This window comes from Duganella sp. GW821-FHT07G03 (assembly GCF_059418605.1).
Window position 1 is genome coordinate 147,473 of the sequence record NZ_JBWKQE010000010.1, and the last position, 24,849, is coordinate 172,321.

Here is a 24,849-nt window from a genome sequence, read left to right on the forward strand (position 1 = left end):
ATACGATGACCATTGACGGCTACCAGGCCGTAATTACTTTCGATCCCGAAATTCAAATGTTCCGGGGCGAATTTCTCGGGCTTCATGGTGGGACGGATTTCTACGCCAAGGATGTCGAAGGTTTGCAAAGGGAAGGCGGGATTTCGCTGAGGGCTGTTCTCGAAGCTTGCGCTGAAGACGGCGTCGAACCACGCAAAAAATTTTCCGGCAAGTTCTCTCTGCGGGTCGATCCCTCCATACACGAGGCGGCGGCATTCGCCGCCGCTGCCCACGGAAAGAGCCTGAATCAATGGGCTGAAGAAGTGCTGCGTCAGGCGGCTCTGGCCTGAGCTGCGTGCGCTCCACATTTAGAAAGCCATCGCAATGTTGAATGACCTGCTCGAAGAAATGCTGTTCTGCGAATTTATGCTCGTGTGCGAATCCCATGATTGCCGCGCGTTCTTTGAATTCGAAGAAGTCGCCAACGATCCGATGGACGAGTGGGCGAAAAGGGCGGCCGTCGCGGCGAGGGAGTGCGGTTGGACCATCGGCCGCACGGGACTGGTGAAATGCGCGGCATGCGCCGCGCGCGTTGATTGATCCCGCGACCATCTTCGTGTGGAGGCCTGTTCCGATTGAAATCGCTAAAGTTGCATTTTTGCGCATTGTTATACAATAAATATTGTCGTGCTATAACCCTACCCATTCATGCAACCCATAGAGCAGATTTACGCAACCTTGGCCCAGTTCTCGGCCGAGTCCCGGCTTTACGCCCTCACTGTGGGCGATGGCGAATCGGGCCCTGACGGACTGATGGTCGAGGCCTTTGCCGCCGACGATATTGTGCAGGGGATAGGCGCGCGCGACATCATCGCGGTGTCGACCGATGCCCATCTGGAGCTTGCGCCACTGCTGGGCCAGCCCGCCAGTCTGGCGGTGAGCCTGGCGGACGGCACCCGTGCCACGTTCGCCGGCGACATCAGCCAGGTGGCCATGCTGGGCAGCGAGGGCGGCCTGGCGCGCTACCGGCTGCGCCTGTCGCCCTGGATGTGGCGCATGGCCCAGGTGTGCAACAGCCGCGTATGGCAAGACAAGACGGTGATGGAGATCGTCGAATCCGTGTTCGAAGGGTATTTGCCGCTGGCGCAGTGGCGCTGGAGCGACGAGACCGCGCCATTCATGGATGGCGCCCTGCCACGCAGTTATTGCTGCCAGTACCGCGAGTCCGATCTCGAGTTCGTGCGCCGGCTGCTGACCGAGGAAGGCCTGGCATGGCGCTTCGAACAGGGGCCGGACGGCCCGGCGGCGGTGATCTACGCCGACAGCACCCAGCAGACGGCCACGCCGGAAGACCCGAGCAGCGAGGCCGACGGCGGCATCCGCTACCACAACGCGCGTGCCGGCGAGCGCCAGGATACGGTGCAGGCCTTGACGTCGCAGCGCACCATCAACGCCTCGATGGCGACGGTGCTGAGCTACGACTACAAAGCCAAGCAGGTGGTGACGGCCAACGCACCATCCCGCGAGCAGAACAGCAGCAAGCTGCCGCCGTTGGAATCGTACGACGTCGCCGGCCAATACGCCTACGCCAACGCCGAACAGGCGCGGCGCTACGCCGGCTTGCAAATGGAAGGGCGGGAAGCGCGCAGCCAGTTGTGGCGCGGCCGCTCCACGGTGCGCACGCTGCGGGCCGGCACCCGCTTCACGATCCTCCACGCGCCCTTGCAGCAGCTAGGCGACAACGCCGCCTTCACGCTGACCCGCGTGACCAGCGTCGGCGTCAACAATCTGCCGTCGCCGGCGCAGCAGGCGTTGGCCGAGCTGTTCGGTCCGATCCCGGAACTGTTGCAGGAAATCGTACACGAGCACATGCCGGAAGACTTCGCACTGGCCGTGGCGCAGGCCAGCAAGAGCGGCTATGCCAACTGTTTTGAAGCGGTCGCCGCCGATGTCCCCTGGCGTCCGCAACTGCCGGGCAGCGACGGCCGCAGCCATCCGCGTCCGACCGCGCCGGGCGCGCAGACGGCCATCGTGGTCGGTGTCGACGGCAACGACCAGGCCGGTGGCGCCGACGAGCTGCATTGTGACCGGCTCGGCCGCGTGCGCATCCGCTTCCACTGGCAGGACGATGGCAGGGCCACGTGCTGGGTGCGGGTGGCGCAGCGTTCGGCCGGCGGCGGCATGGGCAGCCAGTTCCTGCCGCGCATCGGGCAAGAGGTGCTGGTGCAGTTCCTGGAAAACGATATCGACCGGCCCATCGTCGTCGGCGCCTTGTACAACGGCCAGGGCGAGGGCGGCGTTGCGCCGACGCCGGGCGGGCAGGCGGATGCGGACAGCCAGGCATCGCTGTTTGGGCCGGCGCATGATCATGCGCCTTCGGCGCAAGGCAACCTTGCCGGCGGCAACAGTCCGCTGTGGCACGGCGCCTCGTCCGATATGGCCGGCCACGGCAACGGCGCGGCGCAGTGGGGCTTGCGCAGCAAGGAGTTCGGCGGGACCGGCTACAGCCAGCTGCTGTTCGACGACACCGACGCGCAGGGACGGGTCCAGCTGAAGAGCAGCCATGCGGCCAGCGAGCTCAGTCTGGGGCATTTGATCCACGGCGCGGACAATTATCGCGGCAGCTTCCGCGGCCTCGGCGCCGAACTGCGCACCGATGCCTACGGCACGGTGCGGGCGGGCGCAGGCCTGCTGGTGTCCAGCTACGGCATCTCGCACCAGGCCGGCAGCCGCGAACCGGTGGGTGACAATTCAGCCGTGATCGCCATGCTGAAGCAAGCCGTCACCTTGGGCGAGACCTTCAGCCAGGCCGCCACCACTCACCAGACCGTGGCGCTGGCGGCGCATCAGGGCGCGGCCAAGGCCCATCACAGCGTGCTATCCGGCCAGTCGGCGCCGCTCAAGGCGATGCTGGCGGCGGCTTCCGGCATGGTGGAGAGCGCCGACGGCCAGCTTCCCCATATGTCCAGCCCCATCATCGCGATCGCCGCCAAGAATGGCCTCGGCGTGACGGCCGGACAGAACGTGCAACTGGCGAACGGCGAAACCGTGACGCTGATGAGCGGGCAGGACACCCAGTTCGCCACCGGCGGCCAGATGCGCATGCACAGCGGCCAGGCCATCGGCGTGCTGGCCGGCGCGGTCAAGGCGGGCGACGGCGGTATCGGGCTGCAGCTGATCGCCGCCAAGGATGCGGTGGATGTGCAGGCGCTGGCGGACGTGCTCACCGTGCAGGCGCGCGATGAAGTGAACCTGGTCAGCGCCAACGCGCATGTGGAGTGGGCCGCCGCCCAGCGCATTTCGCTGTCGACCGCCGGCGGCGCCAACATCACCATCGAGGGCGGCAACATCACGGTGCAGTGCCCGGGCAAGATCACGATACGCGCCGGCGCCAAGAATTTCGGCGGGCCGCAGCGTCTGGAGCGTGAGTTGCCGTTGCTGCCGGCGGCGAATATGGCTGGCCCGTTCAGCAATCGCCTGGATGTGCACGACCTGTTTATCCAGCATGCATTCTCCGGCATCGTCTACAAGGCGCTGATGCCGGACAAACGCATCCTGACCGGATCGCTCGACCAGCATGGCCGCTCGCCGCAGATCTACGCACCGGAGGGCGAGGAAATTGAAGTCCTCTATGGCCAGTCGCTGGAAGAATGGGATTTGATCGCGGAGATCGATCCGACCGAAAGCGACGATATCGTCGGCTGAGCCCGAAACCTTAACAGTCCTAATGAGCTTCAGAGTACATCATGAGCGGTCCAAATACAGCAACAGACACAATTCAAAGCAAGGTGGGCTTACGCCTGGTGGACCCCACCGGCAAGAACATTGTCGGCCTCAAGTACCAGGTCCGGCATCTGGAGAAGATCATCGCCAAGGGCGTCACCGACGCCGAAGGCAAACTGGCGCCGTTCGTTACCGCCATTGGCACGATCCTGGGCGTGTTCGTCGAAAAATTCGACACCAAAGAAATGAAGTTGGTAAGGAAAGTTATTCCGTGGTCCGAAGACTTCACCATGAAGCTGGCCAGCGGCAAGCGCAAGGACAAGCTGGTGCCGCAGAAGGACGAGGGCGAGCCGGGTGCCTACAAGCGCAAGACCTACCTGGTGAAGGACGGCGATACGCTGGGCAGGATCGCGCCGCGGTTCGGCACCACGGCGGCTGAATTGGCCAAGCTGAATGGCTTGTCGCTGACCAGCATCCTGCATATCGATCAGGTGCTCAAGGTACCGAACGGACCGGACGGCAAGCCTGCCGCGCCGGTTGCTGCGCCTGCTGAACCTGCGGCTGCGCCAGCTGTGCCGGTAGCCGCTCCGGTAACTGCGCCTGAGCCGGCTCCGGAGGTGCCGGCCGCACCGCCGGCCGACCTCAAGGAACAGCAAGGAGCCGCACCCGACAATGCCGACACCGATGCCGAGCGAGGCCCGGCTAAGGAGCAGCCCGTCACCACGCCGGTGCCGATCGTAAAGGAAGAAGATCGCGGCGAGAACGGTACGCCGAAAACCAGCCTAAGCCCAGTGTGCGACCAGAGCGGCTGCATCAAGCTCGGTGATAAAGGTCAGTTGGTTGAGGAGATCAATCTGCGCTTGATGGGCTTCGGTAACACAGTGCAGTCCCCGGCGCCGCTCGACGAGTTCACGGCCGCTACGCAAAGCGCGGTTAAGCAGTTTCAGCGCGACTATATGGGCGTGGCCGAGACCGGGAAAGTCTGTGGCAAGGTACTTGCCGCGATCGACGATTTCCTGGTGCAGTATCCGCTGCCGTACACTAATCTGGCTTGCCAATGTAACGCTCACAATCCGGGTAATCAGGGCTGTACTGGCTTTGGGTTGGCGCGAACGGAATCAGGTTCTGTGGGCCATTTGAACAACGGCGCGAGCAAGCCCGGCATAGAGCGACCGGGGATTCACCGAGGACTTTTCTGGAGCTTGCGCGCGGCAATTTTTTATTTGCACGGAAAAGAAAGTCAGCTCGACTTCAGATTCTCGAAAATTTCATCAGGCTACCGCTGCTGGAAGCGCGCAAAGCAGATGAATATCTTCACGATCAATCACCTTGGTGATGCCTGTGACATCCATTTCAAGCGCGCCAGCAACAACCAGCACGTGGACGGCAATTTGTTGGAGTCGTTGAAGAACAAGGTGCTGGTTGGCATTATGGGGGCAAACCCTAATTGGAGCGAGCCTAATCGCCTCTCGCTGGAGCCGCAGAGCATTACTGACCAATGGGTGCACATGGATGTTCGGACGTTTAAGGAGCGATACAAGCTCGATCGCTTTTACGCCAAGACACGGGATGCCGCCGATGGTGACAAGATGGTTGCAATGGCGAAACGTGAAGCACGGTTTGGCCTAATCAATTGCGGTGGCATCGCGGTCCAACCTGCCGCGCCAGCTCAGATCCCAGCAACTGGAGCAGTACCTGTCGCTGTACCGGTTGAAAAAGCGCCAGAAGCGACTCCCGAACTCCCGCCACCTGGCGCCGCGCCTAAGCCGCCTGTGCCCACGTCTAAACCCGCAACGGCGGGAGCGAAGTCCAATGGCGCCAAGGCAGGTCCGCCTTCGACCGAACGAAAAGACGCCAAGACGCTTATGGTGTCGCCATTGGGGTTGGATTTTATCCGGACTTGGGAGAGCGCTGACTTAAAAATACAGCATCTGTTGCCTTATGATGACCATAAGGGTTTCTGTACTATTGGAATAGGACACCTTATCGATGGGAAAAATTCCTGCGCGAAGCTTAAAAGCATGGGCAGCGAGAAGTACAAGATATATGAGAAGGGCTTTACCGCTGAGGAAGAACTTGCCCTTTTTGCCGAAGATGTAAGACGGGTGCGGAACAGAATTTTGGTAAGTGTGCAGGCGCCAGTGCATCAACATGAATTTGACGCGTTGGTGAGTTTAGCCTTTAATACCGGCGGACTGAGTAAGTTCAAAAAACTGTTGGCCAAGCTAAATACGGGAAATTACAGCGGTTGCTGTGACGAGTTCGCCGATATCACCAACGGTGGTGAGGGGGGCTTGGTCAAGCGCCGGAAATCTGAAATGAAATTATTCAGGAATAATGTCTATGATGCTGAACACTAAGGAAATGACCGTGCGATTTTTAAGAATGTGGTTGTCGATCGGCGCTATTTTTGTGTGCGTGGGTGCTTGGGCTGGAGCGCCGGAAGGTAGTTGGAGATTTGAACGTTCTGCTGACTACTTCGGCGAAATTCCGGCTAACCAACCGCCGGAATTTACTACTTTGGTTTTTGGTAACAACGAAGTCAAGCTATCGGCTACCTGCGTTGCGCAGATCAGTAGCAATCGCTATTTCTTTCCCGATGTATTTCAACCGCTAAGCAAACAGGGCGTCTCGGCTAAACAGTTGGACTACTTCCTCTTAAAGCACTTCCGACTATCGCTATCGACGACGAAAGAGGTCTATGGGCTAAAGTCGCCCAAGAACTGCGCCGATCCCATGATGGACTTCTTTGTGGTTGGTGACCGTATTCTGATAGATACAGGCGCGACTTTTTACACCTACGTCAGAGTGCCATCGACCGCAGCGGCGCCAGAGGCTGCGGCCTCGCCTGTCTCGATTGTCGCCGGATACAAGTTGTCCCGCTTGCCATTGGATTACAAGCAGTACTATTCCTCGTGCTTGCCCAAAATACGGAACGCGAAAGGCCAGCCACAGACAACGGAAAAATGCGGGCCAGATTACTTTCCTTACGTTGCTGATCCGAAAAGTAACGATCCGCTGATGAAGCTCGTCGGCAATCATGACTATGCGAAGGCCGGGGAGGAATATGCGTTTGATTTTTCGCCTCCGTTCAAGCAGAAGGTTCCGGCAACGTTCCTCGTGTTTGCACCGATGAAGCAAGTCGTTTTGGTTCGGGTTGATGACTTCGCAGTGGTCCGCAATGAAGCACGCGATGTGATGGCGGGTGTGTATCTTTCGATCGTGGGAGGCAAAGTAGCCGATCAGATTTCAGGCTGTCAATTCAATAGCGACTTTGTTTGTATCGAACGGGGACAGCCAGTTGCAAAGCTGACGGAGACTGGAAAATTTCAGAAGCTGAATTGATACGACGACCATCCATCGGAGGTTGCTCAGCTTCCACCTTCTTTTCGTACTCTACGTGCGTAAACGCTATAGGATTCCAATGCGATTATTACTGACTTCGCTATTTATCTGCGTTTCTTTTCTGAGTGGTAGCGCCAACGCCGTCAATCTGGAGGGCACTTGGAAGTTTGAACGTTCGATCGACTATTTTGGTCGGACACCACTCAACGAGGCACCGCGCTACTCAACTTTGTCTATTCATAATGATCAAGTCCGCCTGTCCGAAGGGTGTGTTGCTAAGTTCGCGCCGGAACAATATTTTTTCTCGGATATTTTTCAGCCGCTTACCAAGAAGGGCACCACGGAAAAACAGGTCGAAAGGTTCCTTGCAAAGAATTTGAATTTGTCGCTGTCAAAAACCAAGGAAGTCTACATGCTGGCCTACAAGCCAGCCGGTTGCGCGTTGCCGATCCTGGATTTCTTTATGGTTGGCGACCGGATTTTGGTCCCGATAGGCGTCACGTTCTATACCTACGTCAAAGTCCAGGCCGAGGCATCGTCCGTGCCGGTAGCCGCTGGTGCCCCTGCTGCGGCACTGGTCGCCGCGTATAAGCTGAGCAAGCTGCCGATGAGTTTCGATCGCTACAACTCTTTTTGCATGCCGAAAATCCTGAACGCTAATGGCAAGCCGCAGACAACCGATAAATGCGCCCCGGATTACTTCCCATATGTCGCCGATCCGAAAAGCGCGGATCCGATTATGAAGCTGATTGGCAATCACGACTATGTCAAAGGTGGACAGGAATATGCCCAAGGATTTTCGCCGCCTTTCAAGCGGAAAGTGCCGGCGACGTTCATGGTGTTTGCGCCGATGAAGCAGGTGATCCTGGTTCGCGTGGACGATTTTGAGCTGGTCCGCAACGAAGCGCGCGAGATCATGTCGGGCGTCTATCTTTCCATCGTAGACGGCAAGGTGGTCGATCAGATTCAGGGTTGCGATATGAACCGCGACTATGTCTGCATGGAAGAGGGCAGCCCAGTGGCCAAACTGACAGATAGTGGAAAGTTTAAGGCACCGAATTGATGCAGTGGTGCTGGATGTTAAGGATGTGGCTGTTTATCTGCACTTGTTATGCAGCCACAAACGCTTGGGCGGCGGTACTTGATGGGGCTTGGAAATTTGATCGGTCGGCTGGCTATTTTGGTGGCATGCCATTCAACGAGGCGCCCGAATTTTTCACTATCGTTTTTCGCAACAACGAAGTCAGGTTGTCCGACGCCTGTGTAGCTCAGCTTAGTCCAACCCCTTATTATTTTCCACAAACCTTTCAGCCGCTTACTAAGCAAGGTATTTCAGCTAAACAGGTCGACAACTTCCTCTTGAAGCACTTTCATTTGTCGCTTTCTACAACCCAAGAAGTCTATGTGTTGAAATCTGCGCCTGAGGGCTGCGCAGGGCCAATGAGGAAGTTTTTTATGGTTGGCGATAGAATTCTATTTGCCGCTGGCGTGACCTTTTACACCTACGTGAAGGCCGGGCCCGAAAGCACGCCGGGAACGACGTCTTCGTTCGTTGCGCCACCGAAGGCGGATATAGTCGCCGGGTATAAGCTGTCTCGCTTCCCGATGGATACGGACCTATACTCTTCTTCGTGCATGCCGAAAATCCTCGATCCCAAAGGCCAGCCGCATACAACCGACAAATGTGCGCCTGATTTCTTCCCTTACGTCGCAGACCCCAAGAGTGCCGACCCGCTTATGAAACTGATCGGCAATCATGACTATGGAAAGTGGGGGCAGCGCTACACTTTTGGTTTTTCGCCTCCGTTCAAGCAGAAAGTTCCAGGAACGTTCCTGGTTTTTGCTCCGATGAAGGGGGTAATTCTGGTTCGCGTCGATGACCTTGCACGAGTCCGTAATGAAGAACGCGATGTAATGAGTCCTGCCTACCTTTCTATCGTTGATGGCAAGATCGTTGATCAGATTTCGGGCTGTCGATTCAACCGTGACTATATCTGCATGGCGAGAGATCAAGCAGTGGGCAAGCTGACCGACAGTGGAAAATTCCAGTTATTTAACTAGAAATGATGATGCGACCTTTGAGAATATGGCTGGCGATCGGCACCTTTTTTGCAGCCGCGAATGGTTATGCTGCAACGCTGGAAGGCAGTTGGAAGTTTGAACGTTCGATCGACTATTTTGGTCGGACACCACTCAACGAGGCACCGCGCTACTCAACTCTGTCTATTCATAATGATGAAGTCCGCCTGTCCGAAGGGTGTGTTGCTAAGTTCGCGCCGGAACAATATTTTTTCTCGGATATTTTTCAGCCGCTTACCAAGCAGGGCACCACGGAAAAACAGGTCGAAAGGTTCCTTGCAAAGAATTTGAATTTGTCGCTGTCAAAAACCAAGGAAGTCTACATGCTGGCCTACAAGCCAGCCGGTTGCGCGTTGCCGATCCTGGATTTCTTTATGGTTGGCGACCGGATTTTGGTCCCGATAGGCGTCACGTTCTATACCTACGTCAAGGTCCAGGCCGAGGCCTCGTCCGCGCCGGTTGCCGCTGGTGCCCCTGCGGCGGCACTGGTCGCCGCGTATAAGCTGAGCAAGCTGCCCATGAGTTTCGAGCGCTACAATTCTTTCTGTTTGCCGAAAATCCTGAACGCCAAAGGCAAGCCGCAGACCACCGATAATTGCGCCCCGGACTACTTCCCCTATGTCGCCGATCCGAAAAGCGCGGATCCGATCATGAAGCTGATCGGCAATCACGACTATGTGAAAGGTGGACAGGAATATGCCCAAGGATTTTCGCCGCCATTCAAGCAGAAAGTTCCGGCAACGTTCATGGTGTTTGCGCCGATGAAGCAGGTGATCCTGGTTCGCGTGGACGATTTTGAGCTGGTCCGCAACGAAGCGCGCGAGATCATGTCGGGCGTCTATCTTTCCATCGTAGACGGCAAGGTGGTCGATCAGATTCAGGGCTGCGATATGAACCGCGACTATGTCTGCATGCTAGAGGGTACCCCTATGGCCAGGCTGACCGAAAGCGGCAAGTTCAAGCCGCTGTAATCTGCATGCGCGCTCAAAGGTGAGCGCGTATCGCCCGCGCCAGCTGCGCGAACGCCGGTGCGATATGGGCCGATTCCACGCAGGCATAGCCCAGCACTAATCCCGACTGGCTGCGCGCCTGCTGATGGTAGTAGCCCGACAACGGCCGTACCGCGATGCCCATCTGCTGCGCCGTTTGTGCGACCGCCCGGTCGTCGCAGCCAGGCGGCAGGTACAGGGTCAGGTGCAGGCCGGTGTCGGCGCCGGCCGCGTACACCTGTTCCGGCGGGAACTCGGCGGCGATGGCCCGCTGCAAAATCTCCAACCGGCTTCCATATAGCAGGCGCATGCGGCGGATGTGGGCGTTGAAGTGCCCGCGCTCGATGAACTCCGCCATCGTCGCCTGCAGCGGCGCGTGGCCGGACCGGTACACCTCTTCCATGCCGGTCACGAAGGCCGGCGCCAGCGCCTCCGGCAGCACCAGGTAGCCCAGCCGCAGGCCGGGAAACATGGTCTTGCTGAAGGTGCCCATGTACAGCACGCGATCGCCCCGGTCCATGCCTTGCAGCGAAGCGAGCGGCCGGCCGCCGTAGCGGAACTCGCTGTCGTAGTCATCCTCGATGATCCAGCAACCGTGGCGCTGCGCGTACTCCAGCAGCATGCGGCGGCGCGACAGGCTCATCACCGTCCCCAGCGGATACTGGTGCGAAGGCGTCACAAAGATGAAGCGCGGCGGCCGCGCCAGCTGGCCCGGCTTCGGGCAGAGGCCTTCCTGGTCCAGTCCCACCGGACGGATCTCCACGCCCGCCGCCGCCAGCATATTGCGCGCGCCCCAGTAGCAGGGATCCTCCACCCACGCCGCATCGCCCGGATCGCTGAGCAGGCGCATGCACAGGTCGAGCGACTGGTGGATGCCGCCGGTGATGACGATCTGCTCCGGCGTGCAGTCCACCGAACGCGACACCTTCAGGTAGTTGGCCAGCGCCTCGCGCAAGGGCTGATGGCCGCCGCCATGGCCGTAGGTCAGGCTGGCGACCGGCGGGTTGCGCCAGATGCGCGATTGCAGCGCGTTCCAGGTCTTGTACGGAAACTGCGTCACGTCCGGCACGCCGGGCACGAAGGCTCCCCATTGCTGCTGGGAGGCGCCGGCATGGGCCACCAACTTGCGGCCGCGCCGCGACAGGACGCTGTGCGCATTGGCCGCCACGGGCTTGCGGCGCGCAGTGGCCGGCGGCGCGCCGTCGAGCATCGGCACGGTGTCCGTCACGTAGGTGCCGCCGCTGCCGCGCGTCTCCAGATAGCCTTCTGCCAGCAGCTGCTCGTAGCCATACAGGACGGTGTTGCGCGAGAGGCCCAACTGAAGCGCCAGGTCGCGACTCGACGGCAGGCGTGTGTCGGCCGGCAGCACGCGGTCGAGTATGAGCTGACGCAGTAGCTGGTAGATCCGCTGATTACGGGGCTGAACCGGCGCTTTGTCGAGATGCAGCAGCAGGTAGTCGGATACGGTGAAGGTGCGCATGGCCCAGTATAGCGTGGGCGGAATCTTGGTACCATCTGAAAATTGAATTTGGCACTATCAACTGGTGCCAAAGAGCGCGACCATGGGTGCTTCTTAACTCGTCATGGCAGGAAGCAGCATGGATACCAATCGCGATTGGCAGCAGCGCAAGAACCAGAGCACCCCGCGCGGCGTGGGCGTCATGTGCGATTTCTACGCGGAGCGCGCGTTGAACGCGGAGCTGTGGGATATCGAAGGCCGCCGCTATATCGACTTCGGCGCCGGCATCGCGGTGCTCAACACCGGCCATAGCCACCCGCGCATACTGGCCGCCGTCAGCGAACAGTTGCAGCGCTTCAGCCATACCGCCTATCAGATCGTGCCTTACGCCTCCTACGTCGCGTTGGCCGAGAAGATCAACCAGATCACGCCGGGCGACCACGCCAAGAAGACAGCCTTCTTCAGCACCGGCGCCGAGGCGGTCGAGAACGCCATCAAGATCGCCCGTTCCGCCACCGGCCGCGCGGGCGTGATCGCCTTCAGCGGCGGTTTCCACGGCCGCACCATGATGGGCATGGCGCTGACCGGCAAGGTCGAACCCTACAAGACCGGCTTCGGTCCATTCCCGGCCGAAGTGTTCCATGTGCCGTTCCCCAATGCGCTGCACGGCGTGACGGTGGAGCAGTCCTTGGCCGCGTTGAACACGCTGTTCAAGGCCGACATCGAACCGAAGCGGGTGGCAGCCATCATCATCGAGCCAGTGCAGGGCGAGGGCGGTTTCTACGTCGCGCCGCCGGAATTCATGCGGGCCTTGCGCGCGCTGTGCGACACCCATGGCATCCTGCTGATCGCCGACGAGATCCAGACCGGCTTCGCCCGCACCGGCAAGATGTTCGCGATGGACCACTACGACGTGGTGCCGGACCTGATGACGATGGCCAAGAGCCTGGCCGGCGGCTTGCCGCTGTCGGCGGTGTGCGGGCGCGCGGAGATCATGGACGCGCCGGGACCGGGCGGTCTGGGTGGCACTTACGGCGGCAATCCGCTGGCGGTGGCGGCGGCGCACGCGGTGCTGGACGTGATCGAAGAGGAGCGCCTGTGCGAACGCGCGGCAACGGTGGCGCAGCGCCTGCGCGATAGGCTGGAAGCGGCCCGCGCCGATGTTCCTGAGATCGCCGAGGTGCGCGGCATCGGCGCGATGCTGGCGGTGGAGTTCAGCGACCCGCAGACCGGCGCGCCGAATCCCGCCTTCACCAAGAAGGTCCAGGCGCACGCGATGAGCAAGGGCTTGCTGCTGTTGACCTGCGGCGGCTACGGCCAGGTGATACGCTTCCTGTGCCCGTTGACGATAGGCGACGCGGTGCTGGACGAAGCGCTCGACATCCTCGACGCAGCCCTGCGCGCATAAGGAGAAACCAATGAAATTGACGTTAAAAGATCCATCCCTGCTGCGCCAGCAGGCTTACATCAACGGCGAGTGGAGCGATGCAGATGGCGGCGCCACGCTGGCCGTGACCAATCCCGCCACCGGCGAGCAACTAGGCACCGTGCCGCTGATGGGCACCGCCGAAACGCGCCGCGCCATCGCCGCCGCCAACGCCGCGTGGCCGGCCTGGCGCAAGAAGAGCGCCAAGGAGCGCGCCACCATCCTGCGCAAGTGGAATGACCTGATCCTGGCGAACGCCGAGGACCTGGCGCAGCTGATGACGGCCGAGCAGGGCAAGCCGCTGGCCGAGTCGCGCGGCGAGGTGGCGTACGGTGCCTCCTTCATCGAATGGTTCGGCGAGGAAGCCAAGCGCGTGTCCGGCGAAACGCTGGCCTCGCCGTGGCCGGACCGCCGCCTGCTGGTGACCAAGGAGCCGATCGGCGTGTGCGCCGCCATCACGCCATGGAACTTCCCGATCGCGATGATCACCCGCAAGGCCGGCCCGGCGCTGGCCGCCGGTTGTCCGATGGTGCTCAAACCCGCCGAATCGACACCGTACTCCGCGCTGGCGCTGGTCCTGCTGGCTGAACGGGCCGGCGTGCCGGCCGGGGTGTTCAGCGTGGTGACGGGCACGCCGAAAGAAATCGGCGTGGAGATGACTTCCAACCCCACCGTGCGCAAATTGACCTTCACCGGCTCGACGGCGGTAGGCCGTCTGCTGATGGAGCAGAGCGCCAAGACCATCAAGAAGCTGTCGCTAGAACTGGGCGGCAACGCGCCCTTCATCGTGTTCGACGACGCCGACCTCGATGCGGCGGTGGAGGGCGCGCTGGCCTCCAAGTACCGCAACGCCGGCCAGACCTGCGTCTGCGCCAACCGCATCTACGTGCAGGACGGCGTGTACGAGCAGTTCGCCGAAAAGCTGGTGGCCGCCGTGGCCAAGCTCAAGGTCGGCAACGGCGCGGAAGAGGGCGTGACGCAAGGCCCGCTGATTGACGAGAAGGCGGTACAAAAGGTTGAGCAGCACGTGGCCGATGCACTGGCCAAGGGCGGCCGTCTGCTGGCCGGAGGCAAACGGCACGCGCTGGGTCACAGCTTCTTCCAGCCGACCGTGATCGCCGACGTCACCAGCGACATGATCGTCGCCACCGAGGAAACCTTCGGCCCGCTGGCGCCGCTGTTCCGTTTCAAAACCGACGAGGAAGTCATCGCGCTGGCCAACGACACCGAGTTTGGCCTGGCCAGCTACTTCTACTCGCGCGACATCGGCCGCATCTGGCGCGTGGCGGAGGGGCTGGAGAGCGGCATGGTCGGCGTCAACACCGGCTTGATCTCCAACGAGATCGCACCGTTCGGCGGCGTCAAGCAATCCGGCCTTGGGCGCGAAGGGTCGCGCCACGGCATCGACGACTATCTGGTGATGAAGTACGTCTGCCTGGGCGGACTCTAACGAGCGTGCGCATCCAGCAGGCATTGCTGGAACGCGAGCGCAACCCGCGACGGACGGGGCGAGCCGCGCAATATCGCGACGAAATCGCACTCGTAGCGGAATAGCGCCGGATGCACGGCGCGCATCTTGCCGTCCGCAACAAAGCCCCGCGCATAATGGTCCGGTAGGAACCCCAGGTACTTGCCGGACAAGATCAGCGTGGCGATAGATTCCTGGTCGAAGCCCGTGGCCTTGCGCGGCAGCCGCACCTGCTGGCTGATCTCCATATTCGGCGAGTGATAGCCCAGTCCCGCGAACTGATAGCTGCGGATGCCTTGCCAATCCAAGCTCGCGTCAGCCCGCGCAAACAGCGGATGATCCGCGCCGCAGTGCAGCAGCATCGTCTCGCCAAACAGCGTATCGTAGCTCAGGCTCTCCGAACTGCGGTGGGCCGGAATAATCCCCACTTGGAACTGGCCGTCGATGACGCCGCGTTCAATCATATTGATCGTCGCGACATGGAAGTTCAGCGCCACATCCGGCGCCAATTCGGCAAACAAGGCAATCGCCTCGCTGATCTTGCAGGCCGGATTGCTGGCCGTTTTATCGAACACCGCCACATGCAGCTGGCCGCCCATGCGGCGATGGATGTCGTCCACGCTGGCGCGAAAGATGTCGGCGGAAGCCAGCAGGCGCTGGGTCTCCTCGTAGATACGTTCGCCCTCGGCGGTCAGCGCAAAGCCGGCCCGGCCACGGCTGCACAGGCGCAGCTTCAGCCGTTCTTCCAGATCCTTCACATGCCGGCTGACCGTGGAGATGCCGATGTTGAGCTCCAGCCCGGCCGCAGCCATGCCGCCGCAATCGGCCACGCTTTTAAACACTTGCAGCAAGCGGAAATCCATGTCGCTCAACTGTCCCAGTACCGCCTTGGTCTTTGGTTGCATAAATCGCTAACTAAGAATTGATAGGTTGATAAATATGGAAGTGAAATCTTACCCTAAAATCGATGTCATCGACGCTTTTTATCAGGAGACAAACATGAAGCAAGGCGACACCCGCACCGACGCCGCTTGGCTGGAGGCGCACTGGATGCCGTTCTCCGGCAACCGCAATTTCAAATCCGACCCTCGCATCATCGTCGGCGCGCAGGGCAGCTACTACACCGACGCCGACGGCCGCCGTATCTTCGACGGCCTGTCGGGCCTGTGGTGCAGCGGCCTCGGCCACGGCCACCCGAAAATCACCGAAGCCGTCAGCCGCCAGATGGCAACGCTGGACTACGCGCCGGCCTTCCAGTTCGGACACCCGCAGTCGTTCGCGCTGGCCAACCGCCTGAAGGAGCTGACGCCCGACGGACTCGATTACGTCTTCTTCACCGGCTCCGGCTCGGAGGCGGCGGACACCTCGCTGAAGATGGCGCGTGCCTACTGGCGTGCCAAGGGGCAGGCCAGCAAGACCGTGCTGATCGGCCGCGAGAAGGGCTATCACGGCGTTAATTTCGGCGGCATTTCCGTCGGCGGCATCGCCGGCAACCGCAAGATGTTCGGCCAGGGTATCCAGGCCGATCACCTGCCGCACACTCAACTGAAGCAGAACGCTTTCTCGCGCGGCATGCCCAAGCATGGCATCGAGCTGGCGGACGAGCTGCTCGACCTGATCGCGCTGCATGATGCCTCGAATATCGCTGCCGTCATCGTTGAACCATTCTCCGGTTCGGCCGGCGTGGTGATACCGCCGAAAGGCTATTTGCAGCGCCTGCGAGAGATCTGCACCGCCCACAACATCCTGCTCATTTTCGATGAAGTCATTACCGGCTTCGGCCGCGTTGGCGCCTACACCGCCGCGCAGGCGTTCGGCGTCACGCCGGACATCATGAACCTCGCCAAGCAGGTGACCAACGGCGCGCAGCCGCTCGGCGCCGTGCTGGCATCGAAGGAGATCTACGACACCTTCATGGCAAATGGCGGCCCGGAATACATGGTCGAATTCGCGCACGGCTACACCTACTCGGCGCATCCGGTCGCCTGTGCGGCGGGCCTGGCGGCGCTGGACGTGCTGGTCAGCGAGCAGATGATCGAGCGGGTGCAAGGGCTGGCGCCGCATTTCGAAGACGCCGTGCACAGCCTTAAGGGCAGCAAGCACGTCACCGACATCCGCAACATCGGCCTGGCCGCCGGCCTGACCATCGCCGCGCTGCCGGGCGAACCGGCGCGCCGGCCGTACGAGATCGCCATGAAGTGCTGGCGCAAGGGCTTTTACGTGCGCTACGGCGGCGACACCATCCAATTGGCGCCGCCATTCATTTCCACTCCCGCCGAGATCGACAGCCTGGTCTCCGCGCTAGGCGAAGCCATTCACGAAACCGCTTGAAGCAACCACCACAGGAACACCGCATATGGAATCGAACAACCTCATCGGCCACTTGATCGACGGCCAGGACGTCTACGGCACCGGCCGTTCGCAATACGTCTACAACCCGGCCACCGGCGCGGCGCAAAAGCGCGTGCTGCTGGCCGACCGCCAGACCGTCGAAGCCGCCATCGCCTCGGCGCAGGCCGCGTTTCCGGCCTGGCGCAACACGCCGCCGCTGAAGCGCGCGCGCGTCATGAGCAATCTGAAGCAGCTGCTGGAACAGCACGCCGACGAGATCTGCCAGCTCATCACGGCCGAACACGGCAAAGTGCTCAGCGACGCGATGGGGGAGCTCCAGCGCGGCATCGAGAACATCGAATACGCCAGCTACGCGCCGGAGTTGCTGAAGGGCGAGCACAGCAAGAACGCCGGCCCGTCCATCGATTCCTGGAGCGAGATGCAGCCGCTGGGCGTGGTGGCAGGCATCACGCCGTTCAACTTCCCGGCGATGGTGCCATTGTGGATGTGGCCGCTGGCCATCGCTTGCGGCAACACCTTCGTGCTCAAGCCGTCGGAACGCGATCCGTCGTCGACCTTGCTGATCGCCCGCCTGGCGCTGGAGGCGGGCCTGCCGCCGGGCGTGCTCAACGTCGTCAACGGCGACAAGGAGGCGGTCGATGCGCTGTTGCTGGATACGCGCGTACAGGCGATCAGCTTCGTCGGCTCGACCCCGATAGCCCAATACATTTACGCCACCGGCACCGCGCAGGGCAAGCGCATGCAGGCGCTCGGCGGCGCCAAGAATCACGCGGTCGTCATGCCTGATGCCGACATACCCCAAGCGGTCAGCGCATTGATGGGCGCGGCCTACGGTTCATGCGGCGAGCGCTGCATGGCGATCCCGCTGCTGGTGGCGGTGGGCGACGTCGCGGCCGACGCCCTGATCGCCGGCCTGCGTACCGAGATCGGCAAGATGCGCGTCGGCCCCGGCGACGATGCGCGCAGCGACATGGGGCCACTGGTCACGCGCCAGCACTACGACAAGGTGCGCGCCTATGTGGCGAATGGCGTGGCCGAAGGTGCGACGCTGCTGGTCGACGGCCGCGAGATCGAACTTCCGAAGGGCTACGAGGACGGCTACTACCTCGGCCCGTGTCTGTTCGACCACGTGACGCCAAACATGCGCATCTACCAGGAAGAGATCTTCGGCCCGGTGCTGGGCGTGGTGCGGGTGGCCTCGCTGCAGGCCGCGATGGACCTGATCGACGTGCATGAGTACGGCAACGGCACCTGCATCTTCACCCGCGACGGCGAGGCGGCACGCTACTTCAGCGACGGCATCCAGGTCGGCATGGTGGGCGTGAACGTGCCGTTGCCGGTGCCGGTGGCCTATCACTCCTTCGGTGGCTGGAAGCGTTCGCTGTTCGGCGATCTCGGCGCGTACGGCCCAGACGGCGTGCGCTTCTACACCCGGCGCAAGACGATCACCCAGCGTTGGCCTTCCGCAGGCCTGCGTGAAGCCGCGGTGTTCAGCTTCCCATCGAATCAGTAAGGAGTCGAACTCGCGCCTGAACGGCAGGTCTAATTGATCTCGACAATCATCTTTGGAGACATCATGAAGAACCCTGCTGGCAAGCTCGTCCTCCTGGTGTTCATCGGCGCTGTGGCGGCGTCCGAGGCGGGGGCCGTCGCGCTGTACTGGACCAAGACGCCAGTCAAGAGCGGCTCCGTTAAAACCTGTCTGGGATTCGCGTCCGACGCAATGCATGGCGCCGGCATGCAGGGCATACGGGTATCAAGCATGGAGGTGGCCGGTTCACGTGGCAATGCCTACGTCGCCATTACTTGCGTCAACACGGCGCCGCGCGCAACTGCGGTCGTCATGGTGGCAGGCAATGAATTAGGGGAAACGCGCCAGCTCAGCGAAGAGCTGCAGAAGAAAATCGCCGGCATCATCAAGTTCGACGACTCGCAATAATCGTCGGTTCGGGAGACCGTTCAAGCTAGCCCTGCCACTCCTGCCGGAGTGAGCGGGGCGTTCGCGTTCGCGTGTTCGCAAGGCAGCCGCAGCTGTCGTAAAAAAGCGAATAAAAGATCAGTTTTTACAAAAGTATTTGCGGACTTGATCCGCTTTTCAGGTACTATTTTTCAAAAGCCGACTAATTGTTCGGTTTGTGATGCAAACGATAAAGGAGCACTACCAATGGCAAAGAAGGCAATCATCTCCATCCTGGGCGGCGGCGGCATGATGGGGCAGGGCATCATTCGTGACCTGCTGTCCGACCGCAGCATTGTCGAGATCGGCGAAGTACGGGTATTCGACAGCGACCGCAGCCGCATGACCGCGCTGCGCGACGAACTGGGCGATGCCCGCCTGACCTTGCACGACCTGGACGTGGCCAACCCGACGGCGCTGGCAAGTGCGCTGGCCGGTTCCGACATCTGCGTCAACTCCGTGCCGACCTTGGCCGGGCACCAGATGGCGATCTTCGAAGCGGCGCTCGGCGCCCGCGTCGACTACGTGGACCTGGGCGGCCTGGGCACCTACACCGTCAAGCAGCTGCAATGGCAGCAGCGCTTCCGTGATGCTGGCGTGGTGGCAGTGCTGGGCGTGGGCGCCGATCCTGGCATGTCGAACGTGATCTGCCGCGCCGTGGCCGACGAACTGGACGAGATCGACAGCATCAACCTGTACTGGGCAGCGACCCTGACCGGCGACGAGAATCCGATACTGGTGCCGCCGTACAGCGTGTCTACCGTGCTGGCCGAGTATGCCCATCCGTGCCTGCAGTTCCTCGACGGTCGCCATGTCGAATGCGCGCCGCAGACCGGCACCGAAACCATCGACCTGCCGGCGCCGTGGGGCCGTTGCGAGTTCATGTACTCGATCCACTCCGAGCAGCTGACCGTGCCATTGGCCGACGGTATCCGCGAAAAAGGCATCAAGGAATTCACCTGGAAGCTGCACCTGCCGAATCGCGAGCACGAGGCGTGGGTAGGCCTGGTCAAGGCCGGTTTCGGCGACTTCGACCGCACGGTGGACATCAACGGCGTCGCGGTGCGTCCGCTCGATGTGCTCAACGCCGTCATCCAGCGCAATATCGCCGAGAACCAGGAGCGTATTCCTCAACAGAAAAGCCACGAGATCCACTTCGCCATCGGCCGTGGCCGCGTTGGCGGCAAGGCCGCGACGGCGCGTTGCCAGGTCATCGTCCGTCCCAACGCCATGTACGAAGGCTATGTGGACGCGGCCACGTCGATGAATGCGTCGATCGCGGTGCAGCTGATGCTGAGCGAGCAGCGTCGTCCCGGCGTGTACGCACCGGAAGCGTACTTCAGCGCGGTCAGCTATTTCCGCGAAGCGGAGAAGCGCGAATTCGACATCACCATGACGCGCGACATCGGCTGAGGGGGCGGAGAGCAATGATGCGCAACCTGCTTTATATCGACGGCGCCCTGGTCGAACCGGCCCGTGGCGGCTTTCTGGAAGTGATCGATCCGGCCACCGGCGATTGCTTCGCGCTGGCCGCCGCCGCGACCGAGGCCGATGTCGATGCCGCCGTGGCCGCCGCCCGTCGCGCCTTCGACCACGGCCCGTGGCCGCGCATGCCGGCCGCCCAGCGCGCCGCCGTGCTGCGGCTGGTGGCCGGCGCCATCCGCGCCGACCTGGAAGAACTGGCAAACCTGGAAATGCGCGACAACGGCAAGCCGCTGAAGGAAGCGCGCGGCGACATCGCCGACGCCGCCTACTGCTTCGACTACTACGCCGACATGGCCGAACAGGTCGAGGCCGAAGGCGAAGCAACGCACGATGTGGGCGACGAGCGCTTCCATTGCACGGTTCGCAAGGAGCCGCTGGGCGTGGTGGGCGCCATCACCCCGTGGAATTTCCCGCTGCTGATGGCGGCGTGGAAGGTGGCGCCGGCGCTGGCGGCCGGTTGCTGCGTGGTGCTCAAACCGTCCGAGTTGTGCCCGCTGACTTGCGGCGCATTGGCGCACTACCTGCACGAAGCCGGCCTGCCGGCGGGCGCATTCAACCTGCTGACGGGAACCGGGCCGGACGCCGGCGTCCCGCTGAGCATGCATGCCGGGGTCGACAAGCTGGCCTTCACCGGCTCGCAGGCGACCGGCACGCGGGTGATGCAGGCGGCCGCGCCGGGCATCCGCAACGTCAGCCTGGAGCTGGGCGGCAAATCGCCCTTCATCGTGTTTGCCGACTGCGATCTCGACAAGGCGGTCGAGTGGATACAGTTCGGCGTGTTCTGGAACCAGGGGCAGATCTGTTCCGCCACCTCGCGTCTGCTGGTGGAACGGCCGATCTACGAGGCTTTGCTGGCGCGGCTGGTCACGGCGGCGCAGCGCATCCTGATCGGCCCAGGCGATCTCGACGGCGTGCAGATGGGGCCCATCGTGTCGGATGCGCAGCGGCGCCGGGTACTGGAAGGTATCGAGCGCGGCAGGGCCGAAGGCGCCCGGCTGGTCAGCGGCGGTTGCAGCCCACCGCAACTGATGCGCGGCTATTTCGTGCAACCGACCATCTTCGCCGACGTCCCGCTCGACAGCTGGATCTGGCGTGAGGAAGTGTTCGGGCCGGTGTTGTGCGTGCGGCCGTTCGACACCGAAGCCGAAGCGGTCGCCGTCGCCAACGACAGCCGCTTCGGCCTGGCCGGAGCGGTGATGTCGGCCGACCTGGAGCGGTGCGAACGGGTGGCGAAAGAGCTGCGCGCAGGCGTGGTGTGGATCAACTGCTCGCAGCCCACCTTTACCCAACTGCCGTGGGGTGGCTACAAAGCCTCCGGCATTGGCCGCGAGCTGGGGCGGCACGGGTACGTGGCCTATCTGGAGGTGAAGCAGATCACCCGCTTCGACTCCAACGCCGACTGGAACTGGTACCAGCCGGCGGCAGTGGAAAGCAAATAGTCCAATTTACAACGCTGTACAAAAAACGTGTAGAAAACTGAATATTTATTCGGTTATAGTCTGCACATAAAAATAATCAAATCGGAGACAAGAAGATGGCTAAGCAAACAACTTACGGCGTCATGCGCCGCTTGATACTCGGCGGCATGTGGCTGGCCGGCGCCAGCGGCGCGGCAATGGCCGCCGACGCGACCCAGCTCGGCACCACGCTGACCCCGCTGGGCGCGGAAATGGCAGGCAGCAAGGACGGCCGCATCCCGGCCTGGAAAAACGAAGTCCAGTCCACCGACGGCTGGGCCTGGGGCAAGCCGCGCAAGGAATTCTGGAAGTACAAGAACGACGCCTCCCAGTACACCATCAACGCCGCCAACATGGCCCAGCACGCCGACGTGCTGACGCCCGGCCAGATGGCGCTGCTGAAGCAGAATCCCGGCTTCCAGATGGACGTCTACCCAACCCGCCGCAGCTGCGGCGTGCCGGACTTTGTCGCCGACAACACCCGCAAGAACGTCGCCACCGCCAAGATGGGCGCCGACGGCTGGAGCCTGAAGACCGCCGTCGTCCCCGGCATCCCATTCCCGCTGCCGACCACCGGGGCGCAGGCGATGATGAACATGAAGCTGCGCTATCGTGGCGTCGGCGTCGAATACCAGAATGGCTACACGCTGGTGTCGCCACGCCGTGGCAGCGAAGACTGGATCACGGCCGGCTACGAGCAGAACTATTTCTTCCCGACCGGGAAAAAGGGCTCGTTCAACCTGAGCGATGTCGGCAACGTCGAGTACTTCACCTACTTCACCTACAAGTCGCCGGCCGCGCTGGCCGGCCAGGCGCTGGCCGCGAACATCCTGTTCGACAGTGCGAGCAACGAAACCTTCTACTACTTCCCCGGCCAACGCCGCGTGCGCCGCCTGCCGGCCTATGCCTACGATGCGCCGCAGATCGGCTTCGAGAACCAGTACTTGCTGGACGAGACCGCGATGTTCACCGGCACGCTTGACCGCTTCGACTGGAAGATCATCGGCAAGAAGGAAGTGCTGGTGCCGTACAACACCTTCGGCGCGTATGACTTCAAGGCCAAGATCGCCGATGTGGTCGGCCGCAACGCGCTGGTCGCCAGCGCCCGCCGCTACGAGCTGCACCGCGTGTGGGTGCTGGAAGCGACCGTGAAGCAGGGCGCGCGCCACGTGTCGCCGAAGCGCACCTACTACCTCGATGAAGACAGCTGGAATGCAGTATTGGCCGAGGACTACGACGTCCAGGGCGCGCTGTGGAAGGTTCGTGAAGGCTATCTGGTACCGGTGTACGAGACGGGCACCTGCGATGTGCTGGCCTTTAGCCAGTACAACCTGCCGGAAGGCCGCTACGTCTTCGACTTCACCACCGTCGGCGCTGGCGTCGACGTCAAGTGGCTGACGGAAAGCCGTGGCGAACGCACCAAGGCGTCCTTCTACACCTCGGAAAACCTGCGCGCCATCAGCGACCGCTGATCCGTCCACTACATTCTGGAGCATTCAATGAACAAGCCATTTATCATGGCCTGCGCGATCGGCACGTCCGTCGCCAGCCTGGGCGCGCGCGCCGAAACCTTTAGCAACGAGTACGTCAAGGGCAGTTTCGATTCCACCATCAGCATCGGCACCGGCATCCGCACCCGTGGTCCGAATCCGACCCTGGTCAGCGCTGGCAACACCGGCGGCCCGGAAGGCCAGCTGTCGCCAACCAGCGGCCTCGGCGACCAGGGCGACCTGAACTACGGCAAGGGCGATGCCTTCACCACCTACCTGAAGGGCTCGCATGAGCTGCTGCTCAGCTTCCCGGAAGGCATCACCGCGATGGGCCGGGTCAGCTGGCTGCGTGATTTTACTGCCACCCACACCACCGGCTGGACCAGCGCCGGCACGCCGCCCGGCCTGGACGGCAACCTGTCCGACGATGCCCGCAAGGACCTGCGCTTCAAGGCCCGCGTGCTGGACCTGTGGATCAGCAAGCGCTTCGACCTCGACGGCCACATGCTGCGCATCCGTGCCGGTAACCAGGTGATCAGCTGGGGCGAGAGCCTGTTCATCCCCGGCGGCATCAACGTCACCAACGCGGTCGACCTGATGCGTTTGTCGCAGCCGGGCACGCAGCTGAAGGAAGCCATCCTGCCGGCGCCTATCGTCAGCGTGGCCGCCGGTCTGGGCAACGGCTTCAACGCCGAAGCTTATGTGCAGCTGGGCTGGAACGCCAACTACATGCCGCCAACCGGCAGCTTCTGGTCGAACTACAACGGCATCGGCGCCGGCCACGACGACTACTTCCTGCAAGAGACCAAGGCCAGGAACGGCGGCCAGTGGGGCCTGTCGCTGCGCTACCAGCCGCCCGGCACGCAGCTGAACCTGGGCGCCTACGCCATCAACTACCACGACAAGTCGCCATCGTTCACCTTCAACAACCCGAACGGCGCGATGGGCTGGGTGTACGGCGAGGATCGCAAGCTGTACGGCGTGTCGGCCAACTTCCCGGTCGGTAACTGGGCGGTCGGCGGCGAATTCTCCTACCGTCCGAAAGACGCCGTGACGATCAACGCGGCCACCACCGGCTGCGCCTCGCAAGGCGGCAAATGCTGGGTCGACACCACCCGCATGCAGGCGGCCGTCACCGGCATGTTCAGCCTGACGCCGGACACCGCATCGACCCTGCTGGGCTTGTTGCACGCCGATTCCGGCAACTTCATGGCCGAGGCCGTGGCGATCCGCTTCCCGGACCTGCAAAGCCAGTATGGCGACGACCTGGTGTCGGCCGGCGGCTGGGGCTGGGGCCAGGAGTATTCGGCCGCTGGCATGCCGAAGGCGGTGGGCACGCGCAATTCGTCGGGCGTGAACTTCGACTTCAGCTGGGTCTACGACGGCACGCTGATCCCCGGCTGGCAGGTGGTGCCGGAGGTGTACTACTTCCGCGCGCTCAACGGCCGCACGCCCAACGGCGCGGCGACGTTCATGAAGGGGGCGCAGTCGGTCAACTTCACGGTCAGCTTCATCCAGAACCCGGCCAACTGGCAGGCGGCCATCAACTACGGCCGCTTCATGGGGGGCAACTCGGTGTTCGGCCAGCCTTACCGCGACCGCAGTTTCGTCGGCCTGACCCTTTCGCGCAACTTCTGACC

Annotated in this window: 19 protein-coding genes; 17 read left to right on the forward strand and 2 right to left on the reverse strand. The window is 62.0% G+C overall.

Features of this window, described 5'->3' with window-relative positions; genetic code table 11:
- Positions 1-5: 5 nt before the first annotated feature.
- From AC07OK_RS15360 to AC07OK_RS15395, 8 genes are all read left to right on the forward strand, one after another.
- Positions 6-329 carry a type II toxin-antitoxin system HicB family antitoxin gene (locus AC07OK_RS15360; RefSeq protein WP_494691124.1) on the forward strand — a complete coding sequence of 108 codons (324 nt, stop codon included), beginning with the start codon at positions 6-8 and terminating at the stop codon, positions 327-329.
- Between the two features lie 34 nt (positions 330-363).
- On the forward strand, positions 364-579 hold the full coding sequence (locus AC07OK_RS15365) for a hypothetical protein (protein WP_494691125.1): 216 nt from the start codon (positions 364-366) through the stop codon (positions 577-579).
- 108 nt (positions 580-687) lie between these two features.
- On the forward strand, positions 688-3,684 hold the full coding sequence (locus AC07OK_RS15370; protein WP_494691126.1) for a type VI secretion system Vgr family protein: 2,997 nt from the start codon (positions 688-690) through the stop codon (positions 3,682-3,684).
- A 41-nt stretch (positions 3,685-3,725) separates the two neighbouring features.
- Positions 3,726-6,062 carry a glycoside hydrolase family protein gene (locus AC07OK_RS15375; protein ID WP_494691127.1) on the forward strand — a complete coding sequence of 779 codons (2,337 nt, stop codon included), beginning with the start codon at positions 3,726-3,728 and terminating at the stop codon, positions 6,060-6,062.
- Complete coding sequence (locus AC07OK_RS15380) at positions 6,046-7,047, forward strand: hypothetical protein (protein WP_494691128.1); 1,002 nt, start codon at positions 6,046-6,048, stop codon at positions 7,045-7,047. Before AC07OK_RS15375 ends, AC07OK_RS15380 begins: the two co-directional genes overlap by 17 nt.
- Positions 7,048-7,126: 79 nt before the next feature.
- Entirely contained in the window at positions 7,127-8,110 is a 984-nt protein-coding gene (locus tag AC07OK_RS15385) for a hypothetical protein (protein ID WP_494691129.1), read from the forward strand.
- 23 nt (positions 8,111-8,133) lie between these two features.
- Positions 8,134-9,108: a hypothetical protein gene (locus tag AC07OK_RS15390; protein ID WP_494691130.1), complete on the forward strand. Its 975-nt coding sequence runs from the start codon at positions 8,134-8,136 to the stop codon at positions 9,106-9,108.
- 2 nt (positions 9,109-9,110) lie between these two features.
- Positions 9,111-10,097: a hypothetical protein gene (locus AC07OK_RS15395; protein ID WP_494691131.1), complete on the forward strand. Its 987-nt coding sequence runs from the start codon at positions 9,111-9,113 to the stop codon at positions 10,095-10,097.
- 13 nt (positions 10,098-10,110) lie between these two features.
- On the opposite strand, the gene pdxR is transcribed toward AC07OK_RS15395, so the two are convergent.
- Positions 10,111-11,595: a MocR-like pyridoxine biosynthesis transcription factor PdxR gene (pdxR, locus tag AC07OK_RS15400; RefSeq protein WP_494691132.1), complete on the reverse strand. Its 1,485-nt coding sequence runs from the start codon at positions 11,593-11,595 to the stop codon at positions 10,111-10,113.
- A gap of 118 nt (positions 11,596-11,713) precedes the next feature.
- On the opposite strand from pdxR, the gene AC07OK_RS15405 reads away from it, so the two are divergent.
- Both AC07OK_RS15405 and gabD read left to right on the forward strand, forming a co-directional pair.
- Entirely contained in the window at positions 11,714-12,982 is a 1,269-nt protein-coding gene (locus AC07OK_RS15405; RefSeq protein ID WP_494691133.1) for a 4-aminobutyrate--2-oxoglutarate transaminase, read from the forward strand.
- Between the two features lie 10 nt (positions 12,983-12,992).
- Positions 12,993-14,450 carry an NADP-dependent succinate-semialdehyde dehydrogenase gene (gabD, locus tag AC07OK_RS15410; protein WP_494691134.1) on the forward strand — a complete coding sequence of 486 codons (1,458 nt, stop codon included), beginning with the start codon at positions 12,993-12,995 and terminating at the stop codon, positions 14,448-14,450.
- Here gabD and AC07OK_RS15415 read toward each other — a convergent pair.
- Positions 14,447-15,373 (reverse strand): LysR family transcriptional regulator, encoded by a 927-nt coding sequence (locus AC07OK_RS15415; protein WP_494691135.1) that lies wholly within the window; start codon positions 15,371-15,373, stop codon positions 14,447-14,449. The genes gabD and AC07OK_RS15415 overlap by 4 nt on opposite strands.
- A gap of 94 nt (positions 15,374-15,467) precedes the next feature.
- Here AC07OK_RS15415 and aptA point away from each other — a divergent pair, with 94 nt between their 5' ends.
- The 7 genes from aptA (at position 15,468) to AC07OK_RS15450 (ending at position 24,847) form a co-directional block, all read left to right on the forward strand.
- Positions 15,468-16,799, forward strand: a complete 1,332-nt coding sequence (gene aptA / locus AC07OK_RS15420) for an omega-aminotransferase AptA (protein WP_494691136.1) — start codon at positions 15,468-15,470, stop codon at positions 16,797-16,799.
- A 25-nt stretch (positions 16,800-16,824) separates the two neighbouring features.
- Complete coding sequence (locus AC07OK_RS15425; RefSeq protein ID WP_494691137.1) at positions 16,825-18,333, forward strand: CoA-acylating methylmalonate-semialdehyde dehydrogenase; 1,509 nt, start codon at positions 16,825-16,827, stop codon at positions 18,331-18,333.
- Between the two features lie 63 nt (positions 18,334-18,396).
- Positions 18,397-18,759 carry a hypothetical protein gene (locus tag AC07OK_RS15430; protein WP_494691138.1) on the forward strand — a complete coding sequence of 121 codons (363 nt, stop codon included), beginning with the start codon at positions 18,397-18,399 and terminating at the stop codon, positions 18,757-18,759.
- A 225-nt stretch (positions 18,760-18,984) separates the two neighbouring features.
- Positions 18,985-20,190, forward strand: coding sequence for a saccharopine dehydrogenase family protein (locus AC07OK_RS15435; RefSeq protein WP_494691139.1), 1,206 nt, complete (start codon positions 18,985-18,987; stop codon positions 20,188-20,190).
- 17 nt (positions 20,191-20,207) lie between these two features.
- A complete protein-coding gene (locus AC07OK_RS15440; protein ID WP_494691189.1) occupies positions 20,208-21,701 on the forward strand; it encodes an aldehyde dehydrogenase family protein in 1,494 nt (497 codons plus the stop codon).
- A 122-nt stretch (positions 21,702-21,823) separates the two neighbouring features.
- Complete coding sequence (locus AC07OK_RS15445; protein ID WP_494691190.1) at positions 21,824-23,191, forward strand: DUF1329 domain-containing protein; 1,368 nt, start codon at positions 21,824-21,826, stop codon at positions 23,189-23,191.
- A gap of 27 nt (positions 23,192-23,218) precedes the next feature.
- On the forward strand, positions 23,219-24,847 hold the full coding sequence (locus AC07OK_RS15450; protein WP_494691140.1) for a DUF1302 domain-containing protein: 1,629 nt from the start codon (positions 23,219-23,221) through the stop codon (positions 24,845-24,847).
- The last annotated feature ends 2 nt before the right edge of the window (positions 24,848-24,849 follow it).

Excerpts from the sequence above, each read along its gene's own strand:
- AC07OK_RS15375 (WP_494691127.1), top strand. The coding sequence starts at position 3,726 with ATGAGCGGTCCAAATACAGCAACAGACACAATTCAAAGCAAGGTGGGC.
- AC07OK_RS15385 (WP_494691129.1), top strand. The coding sequence starts at position 7,127 with ATGCGATTATTACTGACTTCGCTATTTATCTGCGTTTCTTTTCTGAGT.
- AC07OK_RS15390 (WP_494691130.1), top strand. The coding sequence starts at position 8,134 with ATGTGGCTGTTTATCTGCACTTGTTATGCAGCCACAAACGCTTGGGCG.
- gabD (WP_494691134.1), top strand. The coding sequence starts at position 12,993 with ATGAAATTGACGTTAAAAGATCCATCCCTGCTGCGCCAGCAGGCTTAC.
- AC07OK_RS15430 (WP_494691138.1), top strand. The coding sequence starts at position 18,397 with ATGAAGAACCCTGCTGGCAAGCTCGTCCTCCTGGTGTTCATCGGCGCT.
- AC07OK_RS15360 (WP_494691124.1), top strand. The coding sequence starts at position 6 with ATGACCATTGACGGCTACCAGGCCGTAATTACTTTCGATCCCGAAATT.
- AC07OK_RS15380 (WP_494691128.1), top strand. The coding sequence starts at position 6,046 with ATGATGCTGAACACTAAGGAAATGACCGTGCGATTTTTAAGAATGTGG.
- AC07OK_RS15425 (WP_494691137.1), top strand. The coding sequence starts at position 16,825 with ATGGAATCGAACAACCTCATCGGCCACTTGATCGACGGCCAGGACGTC.
- AC07OK_RS15365 (WP_494691125.1), top strand. The coding sequence starts at position 364 with ATGTTGAATGACCTGCTCGAAGAAATGCTGTTCTGCGAATTTATGCTC.
- AC07OK_RS15445 (WP_494691190.1), top strand. The coding sequence starts at position 21,824 with ATGCGCCGCTTGATACTCGGCGGCATGTGGCTGGCCGGCGCCAGCGGC.
- AC07OK_RS15395 (WP_494691131.1), top strand. The coding sequence starts at position 9,111 with ATGATGATGCGACCTTTGAGAATATGGCTGGCGATCGGCACCTTTTTT.
- AC07OK_RS15415 (WP_494691135.1), bottom strand. The coding sequence starts at position 15,373 with ATGCAACCAAAGACCAAGGCGGTACTGGGACAGTTGAGCGACATGGAT.
- aptA (WP_494691136.1), top strand. The coding sequence starts at position 15,468 with ATGAAGCAAGGCGACACCCGCACCGACGCCGCTTGGCTGGAGGCGCAC.
- AC07OK_RS15435 (WP_494691139.1), top strand. The coding sequence starts at position 18,985 with ATGGCAAAGAAGGCAATCATCTCCATCCTGGGCGGCGGCGGCATGATG.
- AC07OK_RS15370 (WP_494691126.1), top strand. The coding sequence starts at position 688 with ATGCAACCCATAGAGCAGATTTACGCAACCTTGGCCCAGTTCTCGGCC.
- AC07OK_RS15450 (WP_494691140.1), top strand. The coding sequence starts at position 23,219 with ATGAACAAGCCATTTATCATGGCCTGCGCGATCGGCACGTCCGTCGCC.
- AC07OK_RS15405 (WP_494691133.1), top strand. The coding sequence starts at position 11,714 with ATGGATACCAATCGCGATTGGCAGCAGCGCAAGAACCAGAGCACCCCG.
- AC07OK_RS15440 (WP_494691189.1), top strand. The coding sequence starts at position 20,208 with ATGCGCAACCTGCTTTATATCGACGGCGCCCTGGTCGAACCGGCCCGT.
- pdxR (WP_494691132.1), bottom strand. The coding sequence starts at position 11,595 with ATGCGCACCTTCACCGTATCCGACTACCTGCTGCTGCATCTCGACAAA.